The following is a 24,593-nucleotide window of genomic DNA, read 5'->3' on the forward strand; positions in this document are numbered from 1 at the left end:
CTTCAGCGGTGCCGCCGGATGCTGGACGGAGGAACACTCCGGTGTCCGCTGGCGTGCCGTGCCTTTGGCCAATTCAACCATCACTGCTGGATCCTTCCGTCGTCCCCGGCCAAGCACGGATTGTGCCGCCTCACCGGGTTCTGCACCAGCGGGTAGCTGGCCTCCCGCAGCCCTAGGGCAGGTCCTGGTGGACTATGTCGCGGGTCACATTCCAGAGGAAACTATCACAAGCCGTCACCTGAAAAGTGCCGCCATCGCCGGAAATCAGGCGCGCCGTATCAGATCGTTATGAATAGTTCTGTGAAGTTGGTTTGACTGGACGCAGGAGCAATCAACCGCGTAATCTACGCGCCGCCTGCCACCCGTGTGACAAGATCGCGCCAGGAAGTTGCCAGCCGCTCGATGGTCACTCCATGGTCGCGGACAAGGTGCAGGAGCCGTTCAGCGTCCAGGGTGGCATTGAGGGATCCCGCCATCAGCCACGGTTCAGGGGAATCGACGCCGGCTTCGCGCAGGAGCATCTGCACGTGGTGGTTCCAGAGCGCGGCGGCCGGGACGTCAAACCTGCCGCGGGAGGCATGGCCGGCCGCGAGGACCAGGTCCCCGTATTCCAGCACGTAGGCGATCCGTCCGGCACCAAAGGCGATCAGCCGGTCCAGCGGCGCGGCGCCCGGCCCCAGGGGCGGGGGGCCGAACAGAACGCGGGCTTGGAAGGCGGCCTCCGAATCGTCCAGCAGCGTCAGCATTAATCCGGCGCGGCTGCCGAAGCGGCGGAAGATGGTTCCCTTGCCAACGCCAGCGTGTTCCGCCAGGCGGTCCATCGTAAGTGCCGCCACCCCGCCCTGCCCGATCAATTCCCGGGCAGCCAGTAGGAGCCGTTCCCGGTTCCGGGCAGCATCGCTGCGTTCCGCGGCCGTCACCGGTGTCATTCCCGGCCGCACTGGGATGGAACTCACAAAGACAGTGTAGTCACGGGGAATAGAACCGGACTACGGTCCGTTTAGTCCAGTGATGGCTCCCCGAGCCTCTCACTATCGAACGCGGTCCCCGCCGCGACCCTAGCCAGGAGATTCCATGACCAAGAGCACCGTCCTTACCCTTGTGGGCAGCCTCCGCGCCGAGTCCACCAACCAGAAGCTGGCCGAAGCCATCCAGCTCAACGCCCCCGAACAGGTGGACGTGGTGATCCACGAAAGCCTGGGCAACATCCCGTTCTATAACGAGGACATCGACGTGGAGGGCCAGGTGCCGGCTGCCGCCGCAGCACTGCGTGCCGCCGCGGAAGAGGCCGACACCCTCCTGCTGGTCACGCCCGAACACAACGGCACCGTTCCCGCCGCCCTGAAGAACGCCATCGACTGGCTGTCCCGCCCCTTCGGCGCCGGCGCCCTGGCTGGCAAACCGACCGCCGTCGTCGGTACCGCGTTCGGCCAGTACGGCGGCGTGTGGGCCCAGGACGAGGCCCGCAAGGCCGCCGGCATTGCCGGCGCCCAGATCCTGGACGACGTCAAACTCGCCGTCCCCGGCTCCATGGTGCGTTTCGCAGAAGTGCACCCCAAGGACGACGCCGAGGTAGTGGAGCAGATCAAGGGCATCTTCGACGCCCTGGCCGCCGCAGCACCGGCAGCCTAGGCTCCCGCGCAACCTGGCCGCGCCCGGCACGCAACTCCGCGTGCCGGGCGCGGTGCGTTAAAGGGCACTTCCAAGGCCGTGACCAACTCTTATCCCAACCGGTATCTTCCGGACATCCGGGCGGGCAGGGGTGGCCGTAGCGTTAATCCACTGGAAACTACCGGATCGGATTGCGGTGCCCCATGGCAAAAAGAAGGAGTCGGGGCGGCGGTGGCCCCGACAGCCTGACGGCGGCAGCGGGCTGCCTTGCGCTGCTGCTCTCCGCTTGCAGTGCCCCGCTCTCCCAGCCCCAGGAATCGTCCCCGCCTGCAACTGGCGGAACTGCCGCAGCCAGCTCTGCCCCGCTGGCCCTCCTGCCGGCCACGATGGGCGGCAGTACCCCTGGTGCGCAGTATGGGCGGGCGGCAGGAATACCGGAACCCACCCCGCAGGCCACAGCAGCCGCCATGGTTCCGCCGGTAACGTCCTACTTCGTGATGGTGGACGACGGCGGGAGGCACGGCGTGCGCTTCGGCTGCAACGACAGCCTGGTTGGCTCCGCCCCGGCAGGGGGCGCCGGGGATACCCGGCTCAAGGCCGCGATGGGAGGCCTGCTGGGCGGCGAACAGCAGCACGGCGGGCTGTTCAACGCGGTGGGCGGTTCCCGGCTGAAGTTCCTGTCCGGAAGTTTTGACGGCACCACGGTCACGGTCTACCTGGCGGGCACCCTCAAGCCGGGCGGGACCTGCGACCTTCCCCGCATCGAGGCCCAGCTCACCCAGACGGCCCTGCAGGCAGTGGGGGCCATCAGGGCCGACATCTACATCAATGGCCAGGCCCTCGCCGATTTCCTGAAATCGGCGAGGGCCAGTCGGTAAATCGTTGATAAACAACTGTTGCTGTTGAAGCAACAAGTAGCTGTATCCTGACTCTGTGACCCACGAAACACTTGACGCTTCCGCAGGCACGCTGCCCGCGGAAGCCATCGACGCGATCGAGCGTGCCGCCACCTCCGCGCACCGGCATGAGGAGCTGTTTTCTGCCCGGGCGGCGAACATCCGGCAGTCGGCAGTCAGGGATGTCTTCGACATCTCCCTGCGGCCCGGCCTGGTGTCCCTGGCGGGTGGAAGCCCCTACCTGCAGTCGCTTCCGCTGGAGCGGCTGGCGGAAACGGCAGCCAAAATCATTGCCGGAGATGGCCTGACCGCCCTCCAGTACGGGGCCGGGCAGGGAACGGCCGAGCTCCGCGCGCAGATCTGCGAGGTCATGGCCGCCGAAGGGATCCTGGATGCCCGGCCGGAGAACGTGGTGATCACGGCAGGTTCCCAGTCGGCCCAGGACGTGGCCACCAAGCTCTTCTGCAATCCGGGGGACGTGGTGCTGGTGGAAGACCCCACTTACGTGGGCGCGCTCAACACGTTTGAGTCCTACCAGGTCCAGGTGGAGACCGTGGAAATGGACCAGTACGGCCTGGTTCCGGAACTGCTGGAGGCGCGGATCGCCGCCCTGCAGCTGGCCGGCAAAAGCGTCAAGTTCCTCTACACCATCCCCAACTTCAACAATCCGTCCGGCATCACCCTGGCCAGGGAGCGCAGGCAGCAGGTGGTGGATATATGCCGAAGAGCGAATATTCTGGTCCTGGAGGACAACCCGTACGGCCTGCTCCGCTTCGAGGGGGAGCCCCTTGCTCCCTTGCGTGCCGCAAACCCTGACGACGTCATCTACCTGGGGTCCTTCTCCAAGATTTTCGCACCCGGCCTGCGCATTGGCTGGGCGCTTGTGCCGGAGCACCTGCAGCGCCGCTACTACCTGGCGGCGGAATCGGTGACACTCTGCCCGCCCGCCCTGAACCAGATGCTGGTCTCGGCCTACCTGCGCGATTACGACTGGAAAGGCCAGATCGGAACCTACCGCGGGCTGTACGCGGAGCGCTGCCGCGCCATGCTGGCCGCCCTGACGGAGTACATGCCCGCTGGGACCACCTGGACCAGCCCGCAGGGCGGCTTCTTCGTCTGGGTGACACTGCCTGAGGGCGTTGACACCTACCCGCTGCTGCACAAGGCGATCGATGCGGGCGTCGTGTTTATCCCCGGCGCCGCCTTCACGCCGTCGGACGATCCGTCCAACAAGCTGCGGCTCGCCTTCAGCGCCGTACCTCCCGAAGCCATCGCCGAGGGAGTGCGCCGGTTGGCGCCGGTGCTGCAGGAAGCCATCGCCGCGCTGTAGCGTAAGCCACACGAGTGCCGAAAACCGAGCAAAGGAGCATGCATATGGCTGGAATCATTGTTGTAGGGGTTGACGGCAGCGAGACCGCGAAGAAGGCGGCGGAGTCCGCCAAGGACCTGGCTGCCGCACTGGGCGCATCCCTGCACGTCGTGTCCGCCTTCGACAGCGACAAGACCGAAGTGTTCGGCAGCGGCAGCGACCGCTGGATCGTGTCCGACGCCGACGCAGCGGAACAGGTAGCCAGGACGGTGGCGGAATCGCTGGGCCGGGACATCACGGTGACATATTCTGCCGCCCGCGGACGGCCGGCCGACGCCCTCATCAAGGAGGCCCTGCGGATGGATGCACGGATCATCGTGGTGGGAAACCGGCGCATGCAGGGAATCGGACGCGTCCTTGGCAGCGTGGCCAACAGCGTGGCCCACAACGCGCCCTGCGACGTGTACATCGCCAACACCTACGACGCCGACTGACCGCCCAGGACCGGCTGCCGACGTAACGCCGGACACGCCCCGTGGTGGCGGATATCGCTGCGGGGGGTGTCCGTTCTCACCGCTATATCACCGTTTCGGTTGCCGGTGCAAAGATAAAATTGAGGGAGGCCCCCAAAGGCGTGGACACTGACGAATCCACCCCCAGCGAAGGGCTCCCCTTGATTACCTTGCAGCGCCGCCAGCTCGTTGGCCACGACATCCTCCTGGCCCGCCACGGCAACCACATCTCCTCCATGCGGGTGGACCGCAGCAACGGCAGGGTTGTTGCGCTCCTTGATGACGGCACCCTGGACAGCGCCCCCAACCTGATCGCGCCGGGACTTGAGCTTCCGCAGACAGTGCGGAGCGTCCTGCGCGAGGACTGGAAGCTCCTGGGCGCCTGGGCCGGAATGGCGGCCCTCATGGGCGGCCTGATGACCGCAGCCGCGGTGGTTTTGGGAACCACGGCTGATCCTGCCCTGCTTGAGGCACTCACCGCCTACTCCGCATACTAGGACGGGCGCATCCCGGCAAAGGTGCGTTCAGGCCACCAGCAAGCCCTGCAGCAGCCACCAGATTCCGGCCATCACCATCCCGCCAAAGAGGGAACCGGCCACCACCTGCGCCGGCGTATGAGCCCGCAGGACCACGCGTGACCAGCTGACCGCGGGAACCAGGAGCAGCAGCGGCGTCCAGGCGGGGCCGAGCATCAGCACCAATACGACGGCGGCGCAGGACATGGCAGCGGCATGGCCGCTCATTTTCCAGAACGGACTGACGGCTGCCAGGACGGCTACTCCGCCCACCACCGCCAGGACCATCGCGGTCACGCTCCGGGGCGCGTCCACAGCGTTCAACACGAGCAAACCCGCAGCAATGCAGCCCAGCGCCATCAGGAGTACAGGCGCGCGCTGCTTCCGGTCGCTCACGTGGTGGTCAGTGACCTTTCCCATCCGGACCAGCACCAGCAACACCAGGAGCGGAACCACACACACAAAGAGGGCCGCCAGGGCCCCGTAACCGATGGTCCCGGGGAACCCGGCCTCCGGCAGGGGGCTGACCAGCAGTTGGATGCTGACCACCACCGGGGGCTGGAAGACCTCCGTCAGCCACTTGGCGGTGTGGTTCCTGACCCGGATGGAGCCGCTGCTTACCGTCACGTGCTTGTCCAGGATCCCGGGCCCAACGGCCCTAGTCCAGGAGGAGCGCGGGCTCTTCCAGGATGGCTGCGACGTCGGCCATGAATCGGGCGGACAGATCACCATCCACCACGCGGTGGTCGAAGGATCCGCCCAGCGTGGTGATCCAGCGGGGAATCACCTCACCGTCCAGGACCCAGGGCTTTTGCTTAATGGTGCCGAAGGCGACGATGGCTACTTCGCCCGGGTTGATGATGGGCGTGCCGGTGTCGATGCCCAGGGCGCCGATGTTGGTGATGGTGAGCGTGCCGCCCTGCATCTCGGCCGGCTGGGTCTTCCCCGCCCTGGCGGTGGTGGCGAGGTTGTTCAGCGCCAGCGCCAGTTCCTTCAGGGACAGGTCCTGGGCGTTCTTGATGTTGGGGACCATCAGTCCGCGCGGGGTTGCAGCGGCAATGCCCAGGTTCATGAAGTGCTTGACATGGATTTCAGCGGTGTCGGAGCCTTCGTTGTCCACCCATGAGGCATTCACGCTGGGGTTCCGGGCGGCCGCCCAGATGACGGCCTTGGCCAGGATGAGCAGCGGCGAGACCTTGATCCCCTCGAAGTCACGGGAGGCCTTGAGCCGCTTGACGAATTCCATGGTTCGGCTGGCATCGACGTCCACGAAGATGCTGACATGCGGCGCGGCGAAGGCGGATTCCACCATCGCCTTTGCCGTGGCCTTGCGGACGCCCTTGACCGGGATGCGCTCCAGGCGCTGGTCCTGCGGCTTTCCGGCCTTGCCCCAGAAACCGTCTGCCTTGTCCAGTTCGGCGTCGCGCTGCGCCTGGTAGCTGACCAGGTCCTCGCGCGTCACCTCGCCCCGTGAACCGGTGGCAACTACATCCGCGAGGTCGATGCCCAGGTCCCGCGCGATCTTGCGCACCGGCGGCTTGGCCAGCACCCGGTTGACCAGGCCCGTAATGGTGCCGCCAAGGGTGGGGCGGTTGTCGACGGCGGCCGGTTCGGTGGCGGTCACGGCGGCGGGCGTGTGCGGCTGGACTGGCTCGACCTGCGGGGCGTTGAGGGTCACGGCGGCGGCGGGCGTGGTCTTCCGCGGGCGCCGCTTGACGGCATCGGCTTTGGGGCCGGAACCCACCAGCGGACCGGCGGCCGGGGCACTTCCGCCAGTGCCGCCGTCGGCCGCTGTGTCCTCTGCCGCTTCCTGCGGGAGCTTGCCGTAAAGCGGCTGCACCGGCGTCTCATGTTCAGCGGGCGTCTCCGGCGCGCGGACGTCTGCCGGCGTCGGATCGCCGGAGACATCGTCGCTGACGCTGATGATGGCGGTGCCGACGTCCACGGTCACCCCTTCGTCCACCAGCAGCTCGCTGACCGTCCCGGCAAACGGGGACGGCAGTTCCACAATGGACTTGGCGGTTTCAATCTCGCAAAGGACGTCATTGATGGCGACGGCGTCGCCCGGCTTGACCTTCCAGGAGACGATTTCCGCCTCGGTGAGGCCCTCGCCGACATCAGGCAGGTTGAACTTGTTCAGGGTCATGGTGTCCTCAGTAGGAGAGGGCGCGGTCCAGCGCCTCCGTGATGCGGTCGATGTCCGGAAGGTAGTCTTCCTCCACCTTGGCAACGGGATAGGGCATGTGGAATCCGCCGACGCGGATCACCGGGGCCTCGAGCGAGTGGAACGCACGTTCACTGATGCGCGCGGCGATTTCACCGCCGATTCCACCGAACGTCGGTGCCTCGTGCGCCACGATCAACCGGCCGGTCTTTTGGACGGACGCGGTGACGGTATCGAAGTCAATGGGGGAAATGGAGCGAAGGTCGATGACTTCCACGCTCCTGCCGTCCTCGGCCGCGGCGTTGGCGGCGGCAAGCGCCACGGGAACCAGGGGGCCGTAGGCAACCACGGTGGCATCGGTGCCTTCACGCAGCACGTGGGCCTTGAAGGGGTCTTCCGACGGGCCCGGCGCCTGGACGTCAACCTCGCCCTTGAGCCAGTAGCGGCGCTTGGGCTCGAAGATGATCACCGGGTCCTGGCACTCCACGGCCTGCTGGATCATCCAGTAGGCGTCGTGCGGGTTGGAGGGGGTGATGATGCGCAGGCCTGCCGTATGGGCGAACAATGCTTCGGGGGATTCGGAGTGGTGCTCCACGGAGCCGATGCCGCCGCCGTATGGGATGCGGATGACCACGGGAACCGTGAGGTTGCCGTGGCTGCGGGCGTGCATCTTGGCCAGCTGCGTGGTGATCTGGTTAAAGCCGGGGAAGACGAACCCGTCGAACTGGATCTCGCAGACCGGGCTGTACCCGCGCAGGGCAAGGCCAATGGCGGTGCCGATGATGCCGGATTCGGCCAGCGGCGTGTCCACCACCCGGTCCGGACCGAACTCGCCGATCAGGCCGTCCGTCACCCGGTAGACGCCGCCCAGGGGGCCAATGTCCTCCCCCATCAGCAGGGATTTGGGGTTGGCGGCCAGGGTGGCCCGGAGGCCTTCGTTAATGGCCTTGGCGATGGTCATGGTGGTCATCAGTGGCCTGCCTTTGCTGCCTGCCCGGCGGACTCTTCCTCGCCGGCGAATCCTGCACTGTACTCCTCGAACCACGCCAGCTCCTCGGCCACCAGCGGGTGCGCCTGGGCATAGACGTTGGCGAAGGCCTGCCGGATGTCCGGGTCTTCAAGGTCATGGGCGGTGCGCCGGACATACGCGGCCAGCTCATCGCCGTCGGCTTTGACCTTGGCGAAGAAGGCATCGTCCGCAAGATCCTGGGCACGCAGGTACTTCTCGAGCCGTGTTAGCGGGTCCTTGGCCCGCCAGGCGTCTTCCTCGGTTGACGGGCGGTACTTGGTGGGGTCGTCGGCGGTGGTGTGGGCGCCCACGCGGTAGGTGAACGCCTCGATGAGGACGGGACCGTTGCCCTGGCGCGCGTGCTCCAGCGCCCACTCGGTAACTGCGTGGACGGCGATGACGTCATTGCCGTCCACCCGGATCCCGGGGAAACCGTAGCCCTTGGCGCGGTTCGAGAGCGGCACCCGGGTCTGGACGTTGGTGGGTACCGAAATGGCCCAGTGGTTGTTCTGGCAGAAGAACACCACCGGCGCCTTGTAGGAGGAGGCAAACACCATGGACTCGTGCACATCGCCCTCGGAGCTGGCGCCGTCGCCGAAGTAGGCGATGACTGCAGCATCGGGCTGCTCTTTGGCCCCATCCGTTGCTGCGGCGAGCTTCTGGTCGCGCTGGATCCCCATGGCGTAACCCACCGCGTGCAGGGTCTGGGCAGCCAGGACCAGGGTGTAGAGGTGGAAGTTGGTGTCCTTGGGGTTCCAGCCGCCGTTGGAGACTCCCCGGAACTGGCGCAGGAGTTCGGCCAAGTCCACGTTGCGGGTCAACGCGACACCGTGCTCGCGGTAGGTGGGGAAGATGTAGTCCTGCGGCTGGCTGGCCCTGCCCGAGCCGATCTGCGCTGCTTCCTGGCCGGTCAACGGTACCCACAGTGCCAGCTGGCCCTGGCGCTGAAGGGCGGTGGCTTCAACGTCGAACCGGCGGATCGCGGCCATGTCCGCGTACAGCCTGCGCAGGTCCTCCTGGGTCAGCTTGTCCGCGTAGGCGCTGAAGACCGGATCGGTGCCCAGCTTCCCGTCCGGGCCGAGCAGTTGCACCATCTGGGCCGCGGGCTCGCCCATGACGGCCTCAGCATCGGCTTCCCGCTGGTCGTCTACCGCTGTTCCGTCGAACTCGGTGGAAGGCAGATGAGTGCCCATACCGTCTCCTTGCTTGCCGCATCCGGATGCAATGCAAATGTCGCTGGGATATATGCCTCATAAGGAATACATTCCCTTTACGGCATATACATTGGCTTACTGATCCTAACTTTATCTTCGGTAGGTAGCGGGAGGGCTACTTGTTAAGTGCTAGGAAGTTGCCGGTGCCTTTGTATAGTCGGCACACAACTGGAGGAACCGGGTGTTGGCCTCCGGTTCCCCGATGCTTACCCGCACACCCTCCCCGGGGAATGCCCGCACGGAGAGCGCGCGGGTACCTGCCAGCTCTGCGAAAGCGGCACTTTCGGCACCAAGGGCAAGCCATACGAAGTTGCCCTGGGCATCCGGAATATTCCATCCAAGCTCACGAAGACCCGCTGTTACCCGCGCCCGTTCATCCACCAGTTTTTGTACCCTTTCCACAACCTGGGGGTAATTCGCAAGGGAAACAATTGCGGCTTTTTCGGCTATTTGGGAGACGGCAAACGGGGTTGCGGCCACCCTGAGGTACTGGGTCAATTCCGGATGGGAGACGCTGTAGCCCACGCGCAGGCCGGCCAGGCCGTGTGCTTTGGAAAAGGTACGGAGCACTACTACGTTCGGGTATTTGCGGTAGAGGTCGATCCCGTCGACGGCGTCGGCGGCCCTGACAAACTCCTGGTAGGCCTCATCGATAACCACCACGACGTCGGCCGGCACGGACCGGATGAAAGCTTCGGTTTCAGCCGCGGCAAGGGCCGGCCCGGTGGGGTTGTTGGGCGTGCAGAGCAATATGACCTTGGTGCGGGCGGTCACGGCGGCCGCCATCGCCTCCAGGTCATGCCGCCCGTCCGCGGTCACAGGAATGCGAACGCTTTCGGCACCCGCAAGGCCCACGCTGATGGGGTACGCCTCAAAGGAGCGCCAGGCATAGATGACTTCGTCTGCCTTGCCGTCCTCGTTCTGGCCGGCAAAGGTGGCCAGGATCTGGTTCAAGGCGCCCAGGCTTCCGGCGCCGGCGACGATGTCTTCGGCGGGCACGCCAAGGAATTCTGCGAGGGCGGCCCGCAGTTTGCTGCTCAGCGGGTCCGGGTACCTGTTGAAGTCCGACTGGTTGGCGATCGCCTCGAGAACGGCCGGAATCGGCGGCAGCGGGTTTTCGTTCGATGACAGCTTGTAGCTGGCCAGTCCGCTGACGGCGGCCGGCGGCTTTCCTGCGGCATAGCGGGGCAGCCGGTCCAATACCGGGCGGGGTGCGATGCCGCCGGCCCTGGTCTTAGATGAAGTCATGGCTTCTAGCCTACTTCCAGGGTCCCAGGGAGATCAGGGAGCAAACCCCGTGAAATTGGGGCATGCTGCCAGCCGCACACCAGTACCCATGTGGAAGCATGGTGCCATGGGTTCACTTCTGCTCCGTGTCATCGTCAATGCCGCAGCTCTTTGGGTGGCCAGCTGGATCCTGCCGGGAATGGACATCTCAAGCACGGCGGCTTCGGATGCTGTGGCCAGGACCGGGATTTCGCAGGACACCGACACCATTGGGATCGTCCTGGCCTACCTCTTCATCGGCCTCATCTTTGGTGTGGTGAACGCCCTCGTGCGGCCACTGGTCAGGCTCCTGGCACTTCCCATCACCATCCTGACCCTCGGCCTGTTCGCCATCGTGATCAACGCCGCCATGCTGTACCTGACTGCCTGGATCAGCAGTTACACGCCCGTGCACCTCACCATCGATTCCTTCTTCTGGACCGCTGTCCTTGCGGCGATCGTCATCTCCCTGGTCTCACTGGTAGCGGGCTTGCTGCCGGGCGGCCGGCGCTGACTCCCCAGCCCGCTTGGTATCCGTAAGTAGGCAGGCGGCCGGAAACAGGTACCCAAAGGTGGCATCCCTGTAGGCAACTCGCAAAACTTCAGTACCCGCCACCCATGACCCCCTCGGTGCGGACCTCTTAGGCTGCCAATCGGGCCCCTCCGGAGGCCTGCTTGCTGCCAGTTCCGAAACACGGGGGCCCACGAATGAAGCCCATAAGAATCCTGCTTGCCGCCTGCCTGCTTTTGGTTTGGCAGCCCGGTCCGGCACAGGCGGACGCCGAAACAGGGCCGGCACTGCAGGGCGCCGCCGCGCTTGGCAATGACATTTCGTGGCCCCAGTGCGGCGTCGACCTCCCGGCACCCCCGGCGTTCGCGGTGGTGGGTGTCAACGGCGGCAGGCCGGACACGGTCAACCCCTGCCTGGCGGCCCAACTGGGATGGGCGGACCAAACGTCAGAGGCGGCCGGAGGAACGCCTGCGGCTGTATACGTGAACACCGCGGCAACAGGACCTGTGGATTCACTGTGGTGGCCGGCAGCCAACACGTACCGCGGTATGGACATCAATAATCCCTACGGGATGTGTGATGGCAGTGAAACCCCTGCGTGCGCCTACGTTCACGGATACGCCATGGCCTCTAACGACGTGGAGATCCTGAAGGAATCGGGCGACGCCGTGATGCGGCGCATGTGGTGGCTGGACGTGGAAACCGGCAACAGCTGGCTGTGGGACAAGGCCGTCAATGCTGCCGAACTGGAGGGCATGACCTCGTACCTGGAGAGCACCGGCGTAGAGGTGGGGATCTACTCTACCGGCTATCAATTCGGCGAAATCGTGGGCGAGGTGGGTCCAGGCAGCAACCTCTACCGGCTGCGGAACTGGCTGGCCGGCGCCGAATCCACATCATCTGCCCGGGAATACTGCGCAGCTTCCCCCCTCACGTCCGGCGGCAGCGTCACGCTGACCCAGTTCACTGACGGCGACCTCGACTACAACTACCGGTGCCCCGCCGCCGCCCCGGCACCGGCTCCCCACCCGGAGCCGCAGCCGCAGCCGGCTCCGCAACCCGAGAAGACGCGCAGCAGAGCGTACGCGGAATTGCACGCCGCCCAGATCTCTTAAACCCTGCTGACCTTAATTTCGGCAGGTTCCGCCTGGCACCCGCTCCTGGCTGGCACATTCCTATCTGGCGCCCGGCTGCGGCTGGCCCGAAAAGGGGTCCCTGCGTTCCCGGGGAAGGGCAGGCGGTGGCGGCTTGGTCAGGGAAAACCGGGTGGCTGTGGCAACGACGCCCGCGCCCAGGACCCCGCCCAGCACCGCGGTGGACTGCATCAGGGAAGGGTCCTTGCTGCCCGCCACCAAGCGGGCTGCCTCCTGGTACCCGCCGAGATTGTGGCCCGGTCCCAGTCCGGCGTCTTCTCCACCGCGCACATAGAGGTCGTTGGTCACTGTCACCGTGACCTGGTTCCGGGCGTCCCGGTTGGCCACACCGTCGCTGCCTGGGACCCAGTCCGTGCGGTGTTCCAGGTGGAGGGTGCTGACCTCGGGGGGAGGCGTGATGCGTGAAATGGGCGATCCGGCAGTCAGGACGTACTTCATGTCGTACTCCTTCAGGAACTCCCGGTCTGCCGCCAAGTTCATGGCGTGGATGCCGCCCTGGCTGTAACCCACTGCCACCACGTCCGCTCCCGGCTGGGCACCGGCCGCCCGGAGCGCCTGGAGGACACCGGCATTCACCTGCCGGGAGCTGCTGCCCAGGGCATCGGCAATCCCGGCAAGATCGAAAGGATTGGTGCCTTTGTCTTCGTTATGCACCTGGGTTCCCGGTACCACCACCACATATGCCTTCGCACCCTTGTTGTCCACCTCGATGACTTCGATGTAGCCGCTGCCGCGCTCCTCGACCAGCCTGACCCGTTCAAGCAGGCCGGCAGGCGTGGCGTCCAGGTCGATGGGCACCCGTTCTTCCCGCTTTGCCGTAACCGCGCCCGGACGCAACGCGGGGTTGATTCCCTCAACCAAAGACTTCAGCAGCGGCAGGTTGGTGACTGCATTCGCCACCAGCATCTCCATGGCATCTCCATTGAGGAATCCTGTCCGCCAGAAGTCCACATGCTTCTGGAATTCAACATCAGGATCCGACAGGCCCAGCATCCACTGCGTGTGGGCGGCCGATTCGGCGATGTCGTAGTCCCGCCTGCAGCTCCGCACCTGGCTGCTGATCCGCTGCAGCTCCAGCCGGACCCGGAGGACCGCGTCCCGCGCCTCCCCCACGGCAATGAGCGCGGCAGTCCCCGTGGTTCGCGGCTGGTTTTGGTACGAACCAAGCTCCTGCCACGTCCCGGAGAGTTCCGCCTCGATCGAGGCGAGGCGGCCGACGAGGCCATCAAGCTTTCCGGCCCCCACATCCAGTTCCTCCAATTGGACGGTGATGCCGCCCACGCCACCGGAAATTGTCAGGATGCCGTCCGGGGGCGGGGGTGAGACGTGGATGGGTCCTCCTGAGCCGGCGGGTGTTGAATCGGCCATCAGAAGCGGTTGCCAGGCGAACAATCGGCGGTCAACGCTGCCCGCGCGTGGGCGGCCACTGCGGCAGCGGCTTCCTGCAGCCGGTCCAGCGCCCTCCGGACCGCCACCGCCTGCAGGCTTACCGAATCGCGGTACGCCTGCCCGGCGGGCGATTCCCAGTTCACCAATTGAATCTCGTGAAATCCTGCAAGTACCTCTTCCGTCCTGTCAGAGCATTGGGCCACCCTTCGGCCGAGCTCCTGGACTTCAAGGCTGACGCCCAGCCCGTGGCCCCATATTCCGTCCGTCAGATCGTTCCCCATGCCAGCTTCCTGTCGCCGCCTCCCGGGCACATGATTCGCCCTAACCTTGCTGATTCCAACGCTAGGGAGGCCCCCCTTCCCGGGGTAAGCACCTCCGCCCGCTATGTGGATAAGTAACGTGGATAACCGGCTAAAGCCGCCGCGGCAGTTCATGAAAGAATCAGCACATGCCTGAAACCGCCGCCACAGCTGATACCCGTACGCCCTCAGGACGCCTGGCCCTCGCCGCGTCCCCGGAAAAAATCGCGCTCGGCCCGCTGGACGGCCGCTACCAGTCCGCCGTCGCGCCCCTCGTTGACTACCTGTCCGAGGCAGCCCTCAACCGCGACCGCGTGGCCGTAGAAGTCGAATGGCTTATCCACCTGACCAGCAACAACGTCCTTCCGGGCGCCGGTCCCCTGAGCCGGGAGCAGCAGGACCAGCTCCGCGCCATCGTCACCGAATTCGACGCCGCTTCCGTGGCCGAACTCGCAGAGATCGAGGCCGTCACAGTCCACGATGTCAAAGCCGTGGAGTACTACATCGGCCGCCGCCTGTCTTCGATCGGCATCGAAAACCTGACCGCCATGGTGCACTTCGGCTGCACCTCAGAGGACATCAACAACCTGTCCTACGCGCTCGGGATCAAGGGAGCGGTGGAGGACGTGTGGCTGCCCGCAGCCCGCGCCCTGGTAGGACAGATCAGCAAAATGGCGGAAGACAACCGCGCCGTCCCCATGCTGTCCCGGACCCACGGGCAGCCGGCCACCCCCACCACGCTGGGCAAGGAGCTGGCCGTCGTCGCGCACCGGCTTACCCGCCAGCTGGACCGTATCGCCAAGACGGAGTACCTGGGCAAAATCAACGGTGCCACCGGCACGTACGCCGCCCATGTGGCCTCCGTGCCGGGTGCCGACTGGCAGCAGGTGTCCAGGACGTTCGTGGAGGCACTGGGACTGACGTGGAACCCGTTGACCACGCAGATCGAGAGCCACGACTGGCAGGCAGAACTGTATGCCGACGTGGCGCGTTTCAACCGCATCCTCCACAACGTCTGCACGGACATCTGGAGCTACATCTCCATTGGTTACTTCGCGCAGATCCCTGTTGCCGGCGCCACGGGTTCGTCCACGATGCCGCACAAGGTCAACCCCATCCGCTTCGAAAACGCAGAAGCGAACCTGGAGATCTCCAACGGACTGCTGGACACCTTGGGCGCAACACTGGTCACCTCCCGCTGGCAGCGCGACCTCACAGACTCCTCCAGCCAGCGCAACATCGGGGTGGCGTTCGGCCACTCGCTGCTCGCCATTTCCAACGTGGCCAAGGGCCTGGAACGCCTGGACGTCGCTGAGGACGTGCTGGCCGGAGACCTCGATACCAACTGGGAAGTCCTGGGCGAGGCAATCCAGATGGTCATGCGCGCCGAGGCAATTGCCGGCGTCGAAGGCATGGAAAACCCCTACGAGCGGCTCAAGGACCTTACGCGCGGCCAGCGCGTGGACGCTGCCCGCATGCAGGAGTTTGTGCAGGGCCTGGGCCTTTCGCCGGAGGCCGAGGCCCGTCTCCTGGCCCTCACGCCCGGCAAGTACACGGGCATCGCTGACCAGTTGGTGGACCACCTGAAGTAAGGCCCGCAGCAGGGCAGGAACATACGACGGCGGCGCCGGGCTCCCACGGGGCCCGGCGCCTTTCCGCGCCCCGCAGCGTGACGGCCCTCCGCCGTGCGTCGGCCACCTTCCGGGGTGCGAAACTGGAATCATGAAGTTGCTCCTGATCCGCCACGGCGAAACCCCCGGCAACGTGCTGGGCCAGTTGGATACCGACCACCCCGGCCCCGGACTGACCGAACTGGGCGAACGCCAAGCGGAGGCCATGGCACGCTCCCTTGCCAACGAACGCATCGGCGCCCTCTATGCCTCCACGCTGATCAGGACCCAGATCACCGCTGCACCGCTGGCGCGGCTGCACACCCTTGATATCGAGGTACTGGACGGGCTGCACGAAATCGAGGCGGGGTCGCTGGAGAAACTCACCGACCACGAATCCCACAAGCGGTATATGGGGACGGTGATCTCCTGGGCGGCCGGAGACCTGGACCTCCGGATGCCTGCAGGTCCGAACGGCCACGCCTTTTTTGAACGGTTTGACGCCGCCATCGCCGAGGTGGCGGAGCGGGCCGAAAGGCAACAGCATGGCACCGTTGCCGTGGTCAGCCATGGTGCCGCGATCCGCACCTGGGCCGGGCTCCGGGCGGACGGTGCCGACCACGAATTCGCAGCCCGCCACGTCCTGGCTAATACCGGGATCGTGGCGTTGGAGGGCGACCTGCGTGCGGGCTGGAACCTGATCCACTGGGACGGGAGCCCGGTGGGTGGCCTTGCCCTGGCAGACCCAACCGCCGAGGACCCTACGGGGCGGGATGTGTCCGCGCCCTAAACGCGCTGGCGGTGGCGCCGGGGGGAAAATAAGCCCATTACCCTGCACGGGACTGCGTCCGGCTGAACCGGCCGGGGGCCGTAGCTGGGCTGGCTGGCCTGGCTGGCTTCTGCGGGCACTGGCACCACGGGAATCAGCCGCGCGGCCAAAGCCGCGGCGCCTGCCGCCGTCGGCCGTTCCCTGGGGTCCATGGCGGTGAGGGCACGCAGCAGGACAGCCCATTCACCGAGCTGGTCCGGAACGTCCGGGGACCGAAGGGTCCGCGCCACGAGGGATTCGATGGCGGTGCCCGGATACGCCTTGGAGCCGGTGAGAAGCTCCAGCAGGACCAGCCCCATGGAGTACACATCCCAGGAGGGCTCCACCGGACCGCCGGATGCCTGCTCAGGGCTCATGTAATGCACGGTGCCGGAGGAAATTCCGGGCTCGGGCGCAGACCCCGCCGCGGCGGCGATGCCAAAATCAATGATCCGGACGGGACTTCTGCGCAGGCCGCTCAGCATGAGGTTGGCCGGCTTGATGTCACGGTGAACGAGTCCGCTGGAGTGGACGTGGGCCAGCGCAGCGAAAAAATTCCGAGCCCACAGCGCAACATCGGTCGGACCGGGGTTCTGTGCCCGGATGGTTTCGGCGAGGCTCGTGCCAAAAGCCAGTTCCTCCACCAGAAAGGGACGCCCGGAATAATGCCCGCCCCCAGGCATAACGCCCTGGGCAAGAAGACGCGCAATGGAGGGGTGGTTGAGCTTGGCCAAAACGTCGGCTTCATTGCGGAGCCGCTGGTGCTGCTTCCGGCCATTGGCTGAGGCGATCTTTACTGCGGCATCAGGACCGCCCTCCAGGTCAACCGCGCGAAATACCTCGGCAGCAGCCCCACGGCCCAAGCGTTCCCTGAGCTGGTAGCGCCCGGCAATACGACCGCCGGCCCCGGGTTTCATCGAGTCAAGCGGCAGTGCCGGCGCTGCTGTCGCCGCGATGCTCATGCGGAAAGGGCGACGGAGGCGCGCGGTGCGCTGACATCGGCGGCAGGCCAGGCGTCCAGCTGGAATCCGCAGGCGCAGCGCCATACTGGCGGAAGCTCAACGCTTCCCGTATCGGTTGGCCCGAACGTGTAGCTGGCGCCTTCCCATCCCACGGCCGGCGTCACCAAATGCATGGCGGCCCCGCAGTGAACCGCCGGCTCTCCCTGCGGCGCAATGGTGCCGTCCAGGGGAAACTGCAGCAGCCCGCCCGTCACGTACGTCACGGCAGCGCCGGGACTGGGCGGTGAAACTTCGGTGAAAGTAACCAACACACTCACGACTCCGTTGGGAAGCAACTTCGGGAACAATCGTAAGCTTACATATAACTAGTTGATCTAGCTAGTCCACCTAGTGAATTTTATTGTTTCCGGCTTCAGGAGCTTGAAGGGCTTCGGTCATCCGCTGGAGGAAATCCACCACCACGCGCGCCTCGTCCGCTGTCAGGCCTTCGGCCACCTGCATCATCCGGCGATGCATTGCACCAAGCGTCTCCCGGACTTCCTTGTCCGATTCACCCGTGGGAATGACGACGACGGAACGGCGGTCGGTGGGGTGTGGCTCGCGCCGGACGTGTCCGCTGGCAACCAGACGGTCGATCAGGGAGGTAGTGGAAGCGCTAGTAATATTGAGGAACTGGCTCAGGTCCTTGGGGACAACCTGCTTGCCGGAGGCCTGGACACGCAGCAGGTACCGGAGTGCAAGAATGTCGGTCTCCCCCATGCCCATGGAGTCCCTGGTGGAGCGGCGGATTTCCGTCTCGGCTGCCCGATAGTCCCGCAGCGACTTCAATACCGCAGCACTATAGTCCAGCTGCCCGTCGGGTCCGTACCAGTAACCGGATCCCTCGTTGCCCATAGAAACCATGTACCTACTTTAGACCAACTGGTAACTAGGCTGCCGAGCAACCTTGAGAATGCCTTCCTGGTTGACGTTATCCAGGTGCTAACCGCCAGGAAACACCTCCGTAACTCCTCCCGCCTAGCCTTATCAGGCATACCCCCTCCGGCGAATCGAGGCAGATATGCAGACCAACCCAAGGCTGAACATCCGGCAGGTCTCCTGGTCCCACCCTGTTGGTGCCGACCTTCGCCGCGCCCAGCAGGCCGAACTTGACGCCCGCTTTGGCCGGCCTGACCACGAACCCGGCCAGCCGCCGTCGGGCGCCGACTGCGCAGTCTTCCTGGTGGCATACGACAAGGGCTCCGGTCAGCCCGTGGGCTGCGGGGGACTGCGGCTCCTCGATTCATCAACAGCCGAAATCAAGCGTCTCTACGTACTGCCCTATACCCGCGGGTCCGGCGTGGCCAGCTCCATCCTGGCAGCCCTGGAAGCAGAGGCACACAAGCAGGGGATCACCCGCATCAAGGCGGAGGCAGGGTCCGCCCAGCCGGACGGCCGGAACTTCTACCAGAACTCGGGGTTCGAGGCCATCCCGAACTTTGGCCCTTACGTCGGAGTGGAACACTCGTACTGCTACGCCAAGAGCATCAATGCCCGCAGCGCAGCGCAAACCGCCATGGCTTAGCACCGGACCCTGGCATTGCACGTTCCGCATGCCGTCACCTGGCACCGTCACACTGGGAGTGCGCGCAGCCCCGTCAGCTAATCTCAGCCTATGGAAACAGCGGACATCACCTTCCGGACCCGCAAGTGGGTCCGCCCCGAGGACCTCAACGCCAACGGGACGCTCTTTGGCGGCAGCCTGCTGAAGTGGATAGACGAAGAAGCCGCAATCTACGCCATCCTCCAGCTGGGAAACGGCCGTGCCGTCACCAAGTACATCTCGGAGATCAACTTCGTCAGCTCGGCAGTCCAGGGCGACCTCATCGAGATGGGCCTCACGGCCACAAGGTTCGGGCGGACCTCGCTGACCATGCGCGCGGAGGTCCGCAACATGATCACCCGGCAAAGCATCCTCACCATCGAGGAGATCGTGTTCGTGAACCTGAACCAGGACGGCAAGCCCGAACCGCACGGCTACACGGAAATCACCTACGACCGGGACCGGATCCCCACCCATCACCTGACCGGGACAGTCGCCAAGGACTAACGTTCGCCCCTGGTTCATACCCAGGGCACCCACCGTTTCCCGGGCTGGACCAATGTGGGCAGCCGGGCTGTTTATCGAATCGATAGCTATAACAGCCCGGTTTTTGTCATGCCCGGCTATAGGCTGTGCGGACATGCTCCGATTCCAGTCCAGAAATGAGTCCTGATCGTGCGTAAATTGCAGACTTTGGTTGCCGCCGCCGTCGCCGTCACCCTCCTCGCCGGATGCGGTGGCGGTTCCACTCCACCAACGTCAACGGGGGAAGCAACCGGCGCTCCGGCAGGTGGGTCCGGGGACACTTTGGTTGTCTATACCAACTCCAACGGAGAGGGCCGGGGCGACTGGCTGGCCGGCAAGGCGGCCGAGGCCGGATTCAAGATTGAGATCGTGGGGGCCGGCGGCGCCGATGCCACCAACAAACTCATTGCCGAGAAGAACAATCCCATTGCGGACGTGGCGTTCGGCCTGAACAACATGTACTTCTCTCAAATCAAGAACGAGGGAGCATTAGAGGCCTACCAGCCTGCCTGGGCCGGTGACGTGGACAAGGGACTTGCCGACGGGGAGACGTACTGGCCCCTGGTGAAGCAGGCCATCCTCCTCGGCTACAACTCTGACAAGTTCACCAAAGAAGCAGCACCGAAGGACTGGACCGACCTGTGGACCAAGGACGAGTTCAAGGACCGTTATGAAAGGGTCACGGGCCTGGGGACCGCCACAGCCCAGTTGGTCTTTGCCGGCATCCTCTCCCGGTACCGGGACGACTCCGGTGATTTGGGTATCTCGGACGACGGTTGGAAGCAGGTTGAGCAGTACTTCAAGAACGGCAGTCCCGCCGTTGCGAAAACTGACCTGTTTGCCCGCATCGCGTCCGGCGAAGTGGACATGGGCCAGATGCCGTCCTCGATCATCGCGGAGCGCGAAAAGTCCTTCAAGGTGAACGTCGACACGGTCATCCCAACCGTTGGCGTCCCGCTGGCGGTGGAGCAGATCGCACTGGTGAAGGGCACCAAGAAGAAGGAGCAGGCGCAGAAATTCATCGACTGGTTCGGCAGCGCCGAGGTTCAGGGCGAGTTCGCCCAAAAGTTCAATTCCATGCCCGTCAACAAGGCGGCCCAGGCAAAAGCAAACCCCGACGTGGTGGGCTTCTTCGCCGACCTTAAGCAGCAGGATATCGACTGGGGCTTCGTCCAGAAGAACATGGGTGCCTGGGTGGAGAAGATCGAGCTCGAATACATGACGTAGCCTGCCCTGCCAGCCCGCCGTTTCCGCGTTCCATCAGACAGGTATGCCATGATCCGCTTGGAAAACATTGAAGTTACCTTTGGCGGTTTCACCGCCATTCCGCACCTGGACCTGCATGTCCGGCCCGGCGAGTTCTTTACCCTCCTGGGACCCTCCGGTTGCGGAAAGACGACGGCGCTGCGCACCCTGGCCGGCTTCATCCAGCCGTCCAGGGGTACGGTCCGTGTCGACGGCAAGGATGTGACCCGCCTTCCCAGCGATAAGCGGCAGGTGGGCATGGTGTTCCAGAACTATGCCCTGTTCCCGAGCATGAGTGTCTGGGAAAACATCGCCTTCGGACTCCGGGTCCGGAAGGAAAAACCGGCAGACAGCGACCGTCTTGTGCGGGACATCGCACGGCGTGTGGAACTAAGCGATGAACAGCTGGCGAAGAACGTGGCGGAGCTGTCCGGCGGCCAGCAGCAGCGGGTTGCCGTTGCGCGGGCCCTGGTGCTGCGGCCAAAAATCCTGCTGCTGGACGAGCCGCTGTCCAATCTTGACGCCAAGCTCCGCCACCAGCTGCGCCAGCAGCTCAAGGACCTGCAAAGCGAGTTCGGCATCACTACCGTCTACGTCACCCATGACCAGGACGAGGCACTTGCCATGAGCGACCGCGTCGCGGTCTTCAACAAGGGCGTCATAGAGCAAGTGGGGACGCCGCAGGAAATATACGACCATGCGGCCACTGAATTTGTCTGCAATTTCATCGGCGACAGCTCCGCGCTTACACCTGACTTTGTCTCGGAGGTCAACAGGCTCTCAGGCGCCGCTCTCAGCGCCGATGCCAAATCGTACCTTCGTGTGGAAAAGGCCTCGCTTGACCGGCCCGCCGGCGGGGGCACCGCCGTCGGGCTTCCCGCCACCGTTGTTTCCCGCACCTATCACGGCCTGCACAGCCGGTATGTGGTCCACAGCCACGGCGCGGACATCCGTCTCCTGGTCAGGGAAGACGGAAGCACTCACCCTGACTCCGGCACGGAAACAATCGTCTACGTCCAGCCTGAGCACATCCTCCAATACCATTCAGCAAGTGGAGTCGCACTGCGCCAGGACCAGGCGGTTGCGCTGCCATGAGCACCAACACCACAGCGCGCAGCATGGGCCGATCACCCTTCGTCCTGGTGGTGGGCGTGGTCCTCACCTGGTTTATTGCCGCGTTCCTGGTATGGCCCAACGTCAACATCCTGATTGCCACCTTCTTTCCTGACGGGAGCTTTTCGGGCCGCGCCGCGGAGAAACTGTTTTCCTCGCAGCGGGCCATGAAGGCATTGGGCAACAGCTTCCTCCTGGCCGTGGCGCTGTCCATCACCGTCAACCTGGTGGGCGTCTTCATTGTCCTGGTCACCCACTATTTCCGGATCAGGGGCTCGCGCATCCTCTTCCTGGGCTACGCCTCCACCTTCATCTACGGCGGCATCGTGTTGGCCGCCGGGTACAAATTCATCTATGGCGACAAGGGCATAGTCACCACACTGCTGGTCAAGCTGATCCCCGGAATGGACCCAGGGTGGTTCTCCGGGTTTTTCGCCGTCCTGGTGGTCATGACCTTTGCCACCACCACCAACCACATGCTGTTCGTCGCGAACGCGCTCAAGGGCATCGACTACCAGACCATCGAGGCCGCACGGAATCTTGGCGCTTCGACCTGGACCATCCTGCGGCGCATCGTCCTCCCCATGCTCAAGCCCACGCTGTTCTCCGTCACCATCCTGTCGTTCCTCACCGGCTTGGGCGCCTTGAGTGCCCCGCAGGTGCTCGGCGGCCGCGACTTCCAGACCATTACGCCGATGATCCTGACCTTCACCAACAGCCCCACCTCCAGGGACCTCGCGGCGCTGCTGGCGGTTATCCTGGGCGTAGCCACCATGCTGATGCTCGCCGTCATGTCCCGACTGGAGAAGGGTGGCACCTACTTCTCGGTGTCCAAGGTGTCCTCAGAGCTGCAGAAGCAGGACATCACCAACCCCGCAGCCAATGTGGCCGTACATGCCGTGGCATATCTCCTGTTTGCCATTTACACGCTCCCTGTGGCTTTGATCGTGCTGTACTCGTTCGCCGACGGCGCGGCCATTCAAACGGGACAGCTCTCGCTGGCCAACCTGACGCTGGACAACTATGTCCGCGTCCTCACCCAGCAGTCCGGGCTCCGTCCGTTCATTGTCAGTGTTGTGTACAGCGCCCTGGCCGCCGTCATCGCCGTGGGCGGCCTGCTCTTCGTGGCCCGGCTGCTGCAGAAATACAAAAACTGGGTGGCCTCGGCCTTCGAGTACCTGCTGCACATCCCGTGGATCCTGCCGTCCGCGCTGCTGGCCTTGGGCCTGATTGTCAGCTACGACCACCCGAACCCCCTGGTGGGCGGAGCCGTGCTCACCGGAACAACCGTGATCCTGCTCATCGCCTTCGTCACCGTGAAGATTCCATTCACCCTCCGGATGCTCAAGGCGTCCTTTGCCTCCGTGAACTCTTCACTGGAGGAGGCTGCTGCCATCATGGGCGCCAAGACCATGTACGTCTTTCGGCGAATCCTCCTGCCGCTGGTGCTCCCGGCCGCAGCAGCCATCACTGCCCTGAACTTCAACAGCCTCCTGGACGACTACGACACCGCCATCTTCCTGGCCCATCCGCTGGTACAGCCGCTGGGCCTGGTGATCAAGGCCAACACCGACGGCGCAGAAGGCACTGAGGGTATTGCGAACACGTTCGTTTACACCGTGCTCCTGATGATCATCACCGGCGTGACGATGTACCTGGTCTACGGCAGGTCAGGCCGGCGCAGGGCCAGAAAGCAGCTGCCCATGGAGTCTCCCGGCCCGCAGGCCTCCGGCCCGGTACTTCCCGGGACCCAGGCCCCGGGCGAGGACGACGCCGCACGCCCGGCCGCTGCCGTCCGCTGACTACCTTCCCGCACCGCTGGCGACGCCGGCGCGTTCGTTCCGCCGCCGGGCCAGGTTAAGCAGGCCGTCACGCAGCGGCTGGGCGCGTTCCGCTAGGGCCACCCGCATCATTGCCGCCGACGCCAGGCTAAGGGCACGGGTCCGCAGCCACCTTTGCCGGTTGTAGGCGGCGAGCGCCTTGTCCTGTGGCAGGCTGTTCAACAGATCCGCAAGGGTGACGGCATCCACCAGTGATTCACAGGCTCCCCGGCCGAGGTTGGGCGTCATGGCGTGGGCGGCATCGCCCACCAACACGGCGGTGCCGCGGACGTAGGAGCGCAACGGCGGGGTGGTCCAGATCCGCTGGGCCAGGGAAAGTTCGGGAACGGCGTCCGCGAGCACCTGCCGGATGGCGGGAGCGTGACCCGCAAAACGCAGCCGGGCCTGGTCGAGCGTCTGGGCGACATCGATCCCTGTGGGACCAAGATCGGAACGCCAGCTCGCATACCAGTTGGTCCCGCCCGGTGAGGCGGCGATGCCAAACAGGTCCCCCCGCCCCCAGTACTCCCCCACCTCCTCGGGATTGACCGGTGCAGGGATAGTGCCACGGACTGCAATGCACGACTGGACACGGGCATTCGTGCCGGCACCCCAGACCTCACGGCGGACCATGCTGTGCACGCCGTCGGCTCCAACCACCAGGCCACGATCGTCCGGCAGCGCCTGCAGGTGCACAGCGACTCGGCGGACAGCAGCAGGGACGGCCGAATCAAGAAGCCTCAGGAGGTCCACCCGGGACATTCCGAACAGCTCGCCCCCGTTGACCGTGGCCCACGGTTCACCTGCTGCATTGCGGATGGATCCGCTGCCAAGGACGGGGCTGACCGCCCGGGCCTGGCCAAGGATCCCCACCCGCGCCAGCGCTCTCTGGGCGTTCGGCCACATCGCGAGCACGGTGCCGACCGTAGGCAATTCCGGCCGCTTTTCGTACACCGTCACCTCGAAGCGCTCCGGCTCCAGGCAGGCCGCCAAGGCCAGTCCGGCGATGCCGCCGCCAACGATCGAGACCGTTTCCATGGACATCATGTTATGCCTCACCCATAGGGCAGTGGACGCAG

Annotated in this window: 26 protein-coding genes; 14 read left to right on the forward strand and 12 right to left on the reverse strand. The window is 65.0% G+C overall.

The window, feature by feature from the left end; genetic code table 11:
• Positions 1–344 precede the first annotated feature (344 nt).
• On the reverse strand, positions 345–956 hold the full coding sequence (locus ASG86_RS14450; RefSeq protein ID WP_442854306.1) for a TetR/AcrR family transcriptional regulator: 612 nt from the start codon (positions 954–956) through the stop codon (positions 345–347).
• A 118-nt stretch (positions 957–1,074) separates the two neighbouring features.
• Between ASG86_RS14450 and ASG86_RS14455 the strand changes: the two genes are divergently transcribed.
• The 5 genes from ASG86_RS14455 (at position 1,075) to ASG86_RS14475 (ending at position 4,825) form a co-directional block, all read left to right on the forward strand.
• On the forward strand, positions 1,075–1,632 hold the full coding sequence (locus ASG86_RS14455) for an NAD(P)H-dependent oxidoreductase (protein ID WP_056335685.1): 558 nt from the start codon (positions 1,075–1,077) through the stop codon (positions 1,630–1,632).
• Positions 1,633–1,814: 182 nt separating this feature from the next.
• On the forward strand, positions 1,815–2,489 hold the full coding sequence (locus tag ASG86_RS21045) for a GerMN domain-containing protein (protein WP_235565189.1): 675 nt from the start codon (positions 1,815–1,817) through the stop codon (positions 2,487–2,489).
• A gap of 55 nt (positions 2,490–2,544) precedes the next feature.
• Positions 2,545–3,837, forward strand: a complete 1,293-nt coding sequence (locus ASG86_RS14465) for an aminotransferase-like domain-containing protein (protein ID WP_056335691.1) — start codon at positions 2,545–2,547, stop codon at positions 3,835–3,837.
• Positions 3,838–3,881: 44 nt separating this feature from the next.
• The gene (locus tag ASG86_RS14470; protein ID WP_056335694.1) at positions 3,882–4,310 is read left to right on the forward strand and encodes a universal stress protein; all 429 of its coding nucleotides are present in this window, start codon (positions 3,882–3,884) and stop codon (positions 4,308–4,310) included.
• Between the two features lie 179 nt (positions 4,311–4,489).
• A complete protein-coding gene (locus ASG86_RS14475) occupies positions 4,490–4,825 on the forward strand; it encodes a hypothetical protein (RefSeq protein ID WP_082566808.1) in 336 nt (111 codons plus the stop codon).
• A gap of 27 nt (positions 4,826–4,852) precedes the next feature.
• Here the strand turns inward: ASG86_RS14475 and ASG86_RS14480 are convergent, their stop codons facing one another.
• The 5 genes from ASG86_RS14480 to ASG86_RS14500 all read right to left on the reverse strand — a co-directional run bounded on the left by ASG86_RS14480 (position 4,853) and on the right by ASG86_RS14500 (position 10,478).
• Positions 4,853–5,470: a phosphatase PAP2 family protein gene (locus ASG86_RS14480; protein ID WP_056335697.1), complete on the reverse strand. Its 618-nt coding sequence runs from the start codon at positions 5,468–5,470 to the stop codon at positions 4,853–4,855.
• 31 nt (positions 5,471–5,501) lie between these two features.
• Complete coding sequence (locus tag ASG86_RS14485; protein WP_056335700.1) at positions 5,502–6,989, reverse strand: 2-oxo acid dehydrogenase subunit E2; 1,488 nt, start codon at positions 6,987–6,989, stop codon at positions 5,502–5,504.
• A 7-nt stretch (positions 6,990–6,996) separates the two neighbouring features.
• Complete coding sequence (locus ASG86_RS14490; protein WP_056335703.1) at positions 6,997–7,977, reverse strand: alpha-ketoacid dehydrogenase subunit beta; 981 nt, start codon at positions 7,975–7,977, stop codon at positions 6,997–6,999.
• On the reverse strand, positions 7,977–9,209 hold the full coding sequence (pdhA, locus tag ASG86_RS14495; RefSeq protein WP_056335706.1) for a pyruvate dehydrogenase (acetyl-transferring) E1 component subunit alpha: 1,233 nt from the start codon (positions 9,207–9,209) through the stop codon (positions 7,977–7,979). Before pdhA ends, ASG86_RS14490 begins: the two co-directional genes overlap by 1 nt.
• A gap of 150 nt (positions 9,210–9,359) precedes the next feature.
• Entirely contained in the window at positions 9,360–10,478 is a 1,119-nt protein-coding gene (locus tag ASG86_RS14500; protein WP_056335708.1) for a histidinol-phosphate transaminase, read from the reverse strand.
• A gap of 106 nt (positions 10,479–10,584) precedes the next feature.
• Here ASG86_RS14500 and ASG86_RS14505 point away from each other — a divergent pair, with 106 nt between their 5' ends.
• Positions 10,585–11,010, forward strand: coding sequence for a phage holin family protein (locus ASG86_RS14505; protein ID WP_056335712.1), 426 nt, complete (start codon positions 10,585–10,587; stop codon positions 11,008–11,010).
• Between the two features lie 194 nt (positions 11,011–11,204).
• Positions 11,205–12,122: a hypothetical protein gene (locus ASG86_RS14510; protein ID WP_056335715.1), complete on the forward strand. Its 918-nt coding sequence runs from the start codon at positions 11,205–11,207 to the stop codon at positions 12,120–12,122.
• A 60-nt stretch (positions 12,123–12,182) separates the two neighbouring features.
• Here ASG86_RS14510 and ASG86_RS14515 read toward each other — a convergent pair whose 3' ends face one another.
• Together ASG86_RS14515 and ASG86_RS14520 are read right to left on the reverse strand one after the other, a co-directional pair.
• Positions 12,183–13,529 carry a hypothetical protein gene (locus ASG86_RS14515; RefSeq protein WP_056335718.1) on the reverse strand — a complete coding sequence of 449 codons (1,347 nt, stop codon included), beginning with the start codon at positions 13,527–13,529 and terminating at the stop codon, positions 12,183–12,185.
• Entirely contained in the window at positions 13,529–13,831 is a 303-nt protein-coding gene (locus ASG86_RS14520) for a hypothetical protein (protein WP_056335720.1), read from the reverse strand. The genes ASG86_RS14515 and ASG86_RS14520 overlap by 1 nt, the downstream gene beginning before the upstream one ends.
• 167 nt (positions 13,832–13,998) lie before the next feature.
• Here ASG86_RS14520 and purB point away from each other — a divergent pair, with 167 nt between their 5' ends.
• Together purB and ASG86_RS14530 are read left to right on the forward strand one after the other, a co-directional pair.
• Positions 13,999–15,441 (forward strand): adenylosuccinate lyase, encoded by a 1,443-nt coding sequence (purB, locus tag ASG86_RS14525; RefSeq protein ID WP_056335723.1) that lies wholly within the window; start codon positions 13,999–14,001, stop codon positions 15,439–15,441.
• A gap of 130 nt (positions 15,442–15,571) precedes the next feature.
• A complete protein-coding gene (locus tag ASG86_RS14530; protein WP_056335725.1) occupies positions 15,572–16,249 on the forward strand; it encodes a histidine phosphatase family protein in 678 nt (225 codons plus the stop codon).
• Here the strand turns inward: ASG86_RS14530 and ASG86_RS14535 are convergent.
• The 3 genes from ASG86_RS14535 to ASG86_RS14545 form a co-directional block, all read right to left on the reverse strand.
• Positions 16,246–17,229, reverse strand: coding sequence for a serine/threonine-protein kinase (locus tag ASG86_RS14535; RefSeq protein ID WP_056335728.1), 984 nt, complete (start codon positions 17,227–17,229; stop codon positions 16,246–16,248). The genes ASG86_RS14530 and ASG86_RS14535 overlap by 4 nt on opposite strands.
• A complete protein-coding gene (locus ASG86_RS14540; protein WP_235565190.1) occupies positions 17,226–17,546 on the reverse strand; it encodes a hypothetical protein in 321 nt (106 codons plus the stop codon). The genes ASG86_RS14535 and ASG86_RS14540 overlap by 4 nt, the downstream gene beginning before the upstream one ends.
• A gap of 70 nt (positions 17,547–17,616) precedes the next feature.
• Positions 17,617–18,132, reverse strand: a complete 516-nt coding sequence (locus tag ASG86_RS14545) for a MarR family winged helix-turn-helix transcriptional regulator (protein WP_056335734.1) — start codon at positions 18,130–18,132, stop codon at positions 17,617–17,619.
• A gap of 157 nt (positions 18,133–18,289) precedes the next feature.
• Here ASG86_RS14545 and ASG86_RS14550 point away from each other — a divergent pair, with 157 nt between their 5' ends.
• The 5 genes from ASG86_RS14550 to ASG86_RS14570 all read left to right on the forward strand — a co-directional run bounded on the left by ASG86_RS14550 (position 18,290) and on the right by ASG86_RS14570 (position 23,496).
• Positions 18,290–18,793, forward strand: a complete 504-nt coding sequence (locus ASG86_RS14550; protein ID WP_056335735.1) for a GNAT family N-acetyltransferase — start codon at positions 18,290–18,292, stop codon at positions 18,791–18,793.
• A 90-nt stretch (positions 18,794–18,883) separates the two neighbouring features.
• Positions 18,884–19,318 (forward strand): acyl-CoA thioesterase, encoded by a 435-nt coding sequence (locus ASG86_RS14555; RefSeq protein ID WP_082566804.1) that lies wholly within the window; start codon positions 18,884–18,886, stop codon positions 19,316–19,318.
• Between the two features lie 168 nt (positions 19,319–19,486).
• Positions 19,487–20,563, forward strand: a complete 1,077-nt coding sequence (locus ASG86_RS14560) for an extracellular solute-binding protein (RefSeq protein ID WP_056335738.1) — start codon at positions 19,487–19,489, stop codon at positions 20,561–20,563.
• Positions 20,564–20,611: 48 nt separating this feature from the next.
• On the forward strand, positions 20,612–21,676 hold the full coding sequence (locus tag ASG86_RS14565; protein WP_056335741.1) for an ABC transporter ATP-binding protein: 1,065 nt from the start codon (positions 20,612–20,614) through the stop codon (positions 21,674–21,676).
• On the forward strand, positions 21,673–23,496 hold the full coding sequence (locus ASG86_RS14570) for an ABC transporter permease (protein ID WP_056335744.1): 1,824 nt from the start codon (positions 21,673–21,675) through the stop codon (positions 23,494–23,496). The genes ASG86_RS14565 and ASG86_RS14570 overlap by 4 nt, the downstream gene beginning before the upstream one ends.
• On the opposite strand, the gene ASG86_RS14575 is transcribed toward ASG86_RS14570, so the two are convergent.
• Positions 23,497–24,552: an FAD-dependent monooxygenase gene (locus ASG86_RS14575; protein ID WP_200946271.1), complete on the reverse strand. Its 1,056-nt coding sequence runs from the start codon at positions 24,550–24,552 to the stop codon at positions 23,497–23,499.
• Positions 24,553–24,593: the final 41 nt, after the last annotated feature.

Origin of the sequence: Arthrobacter sp. Soil764, assembly GCF_001428075.1 — a bacterium.
In the GTDB taxonomy this organism is placed as follows: domain Bacteria; phylum Actinomycetota; class Actinomycetes; order Actinomycetales; family Micrococcaceae; genus Arthrobacter.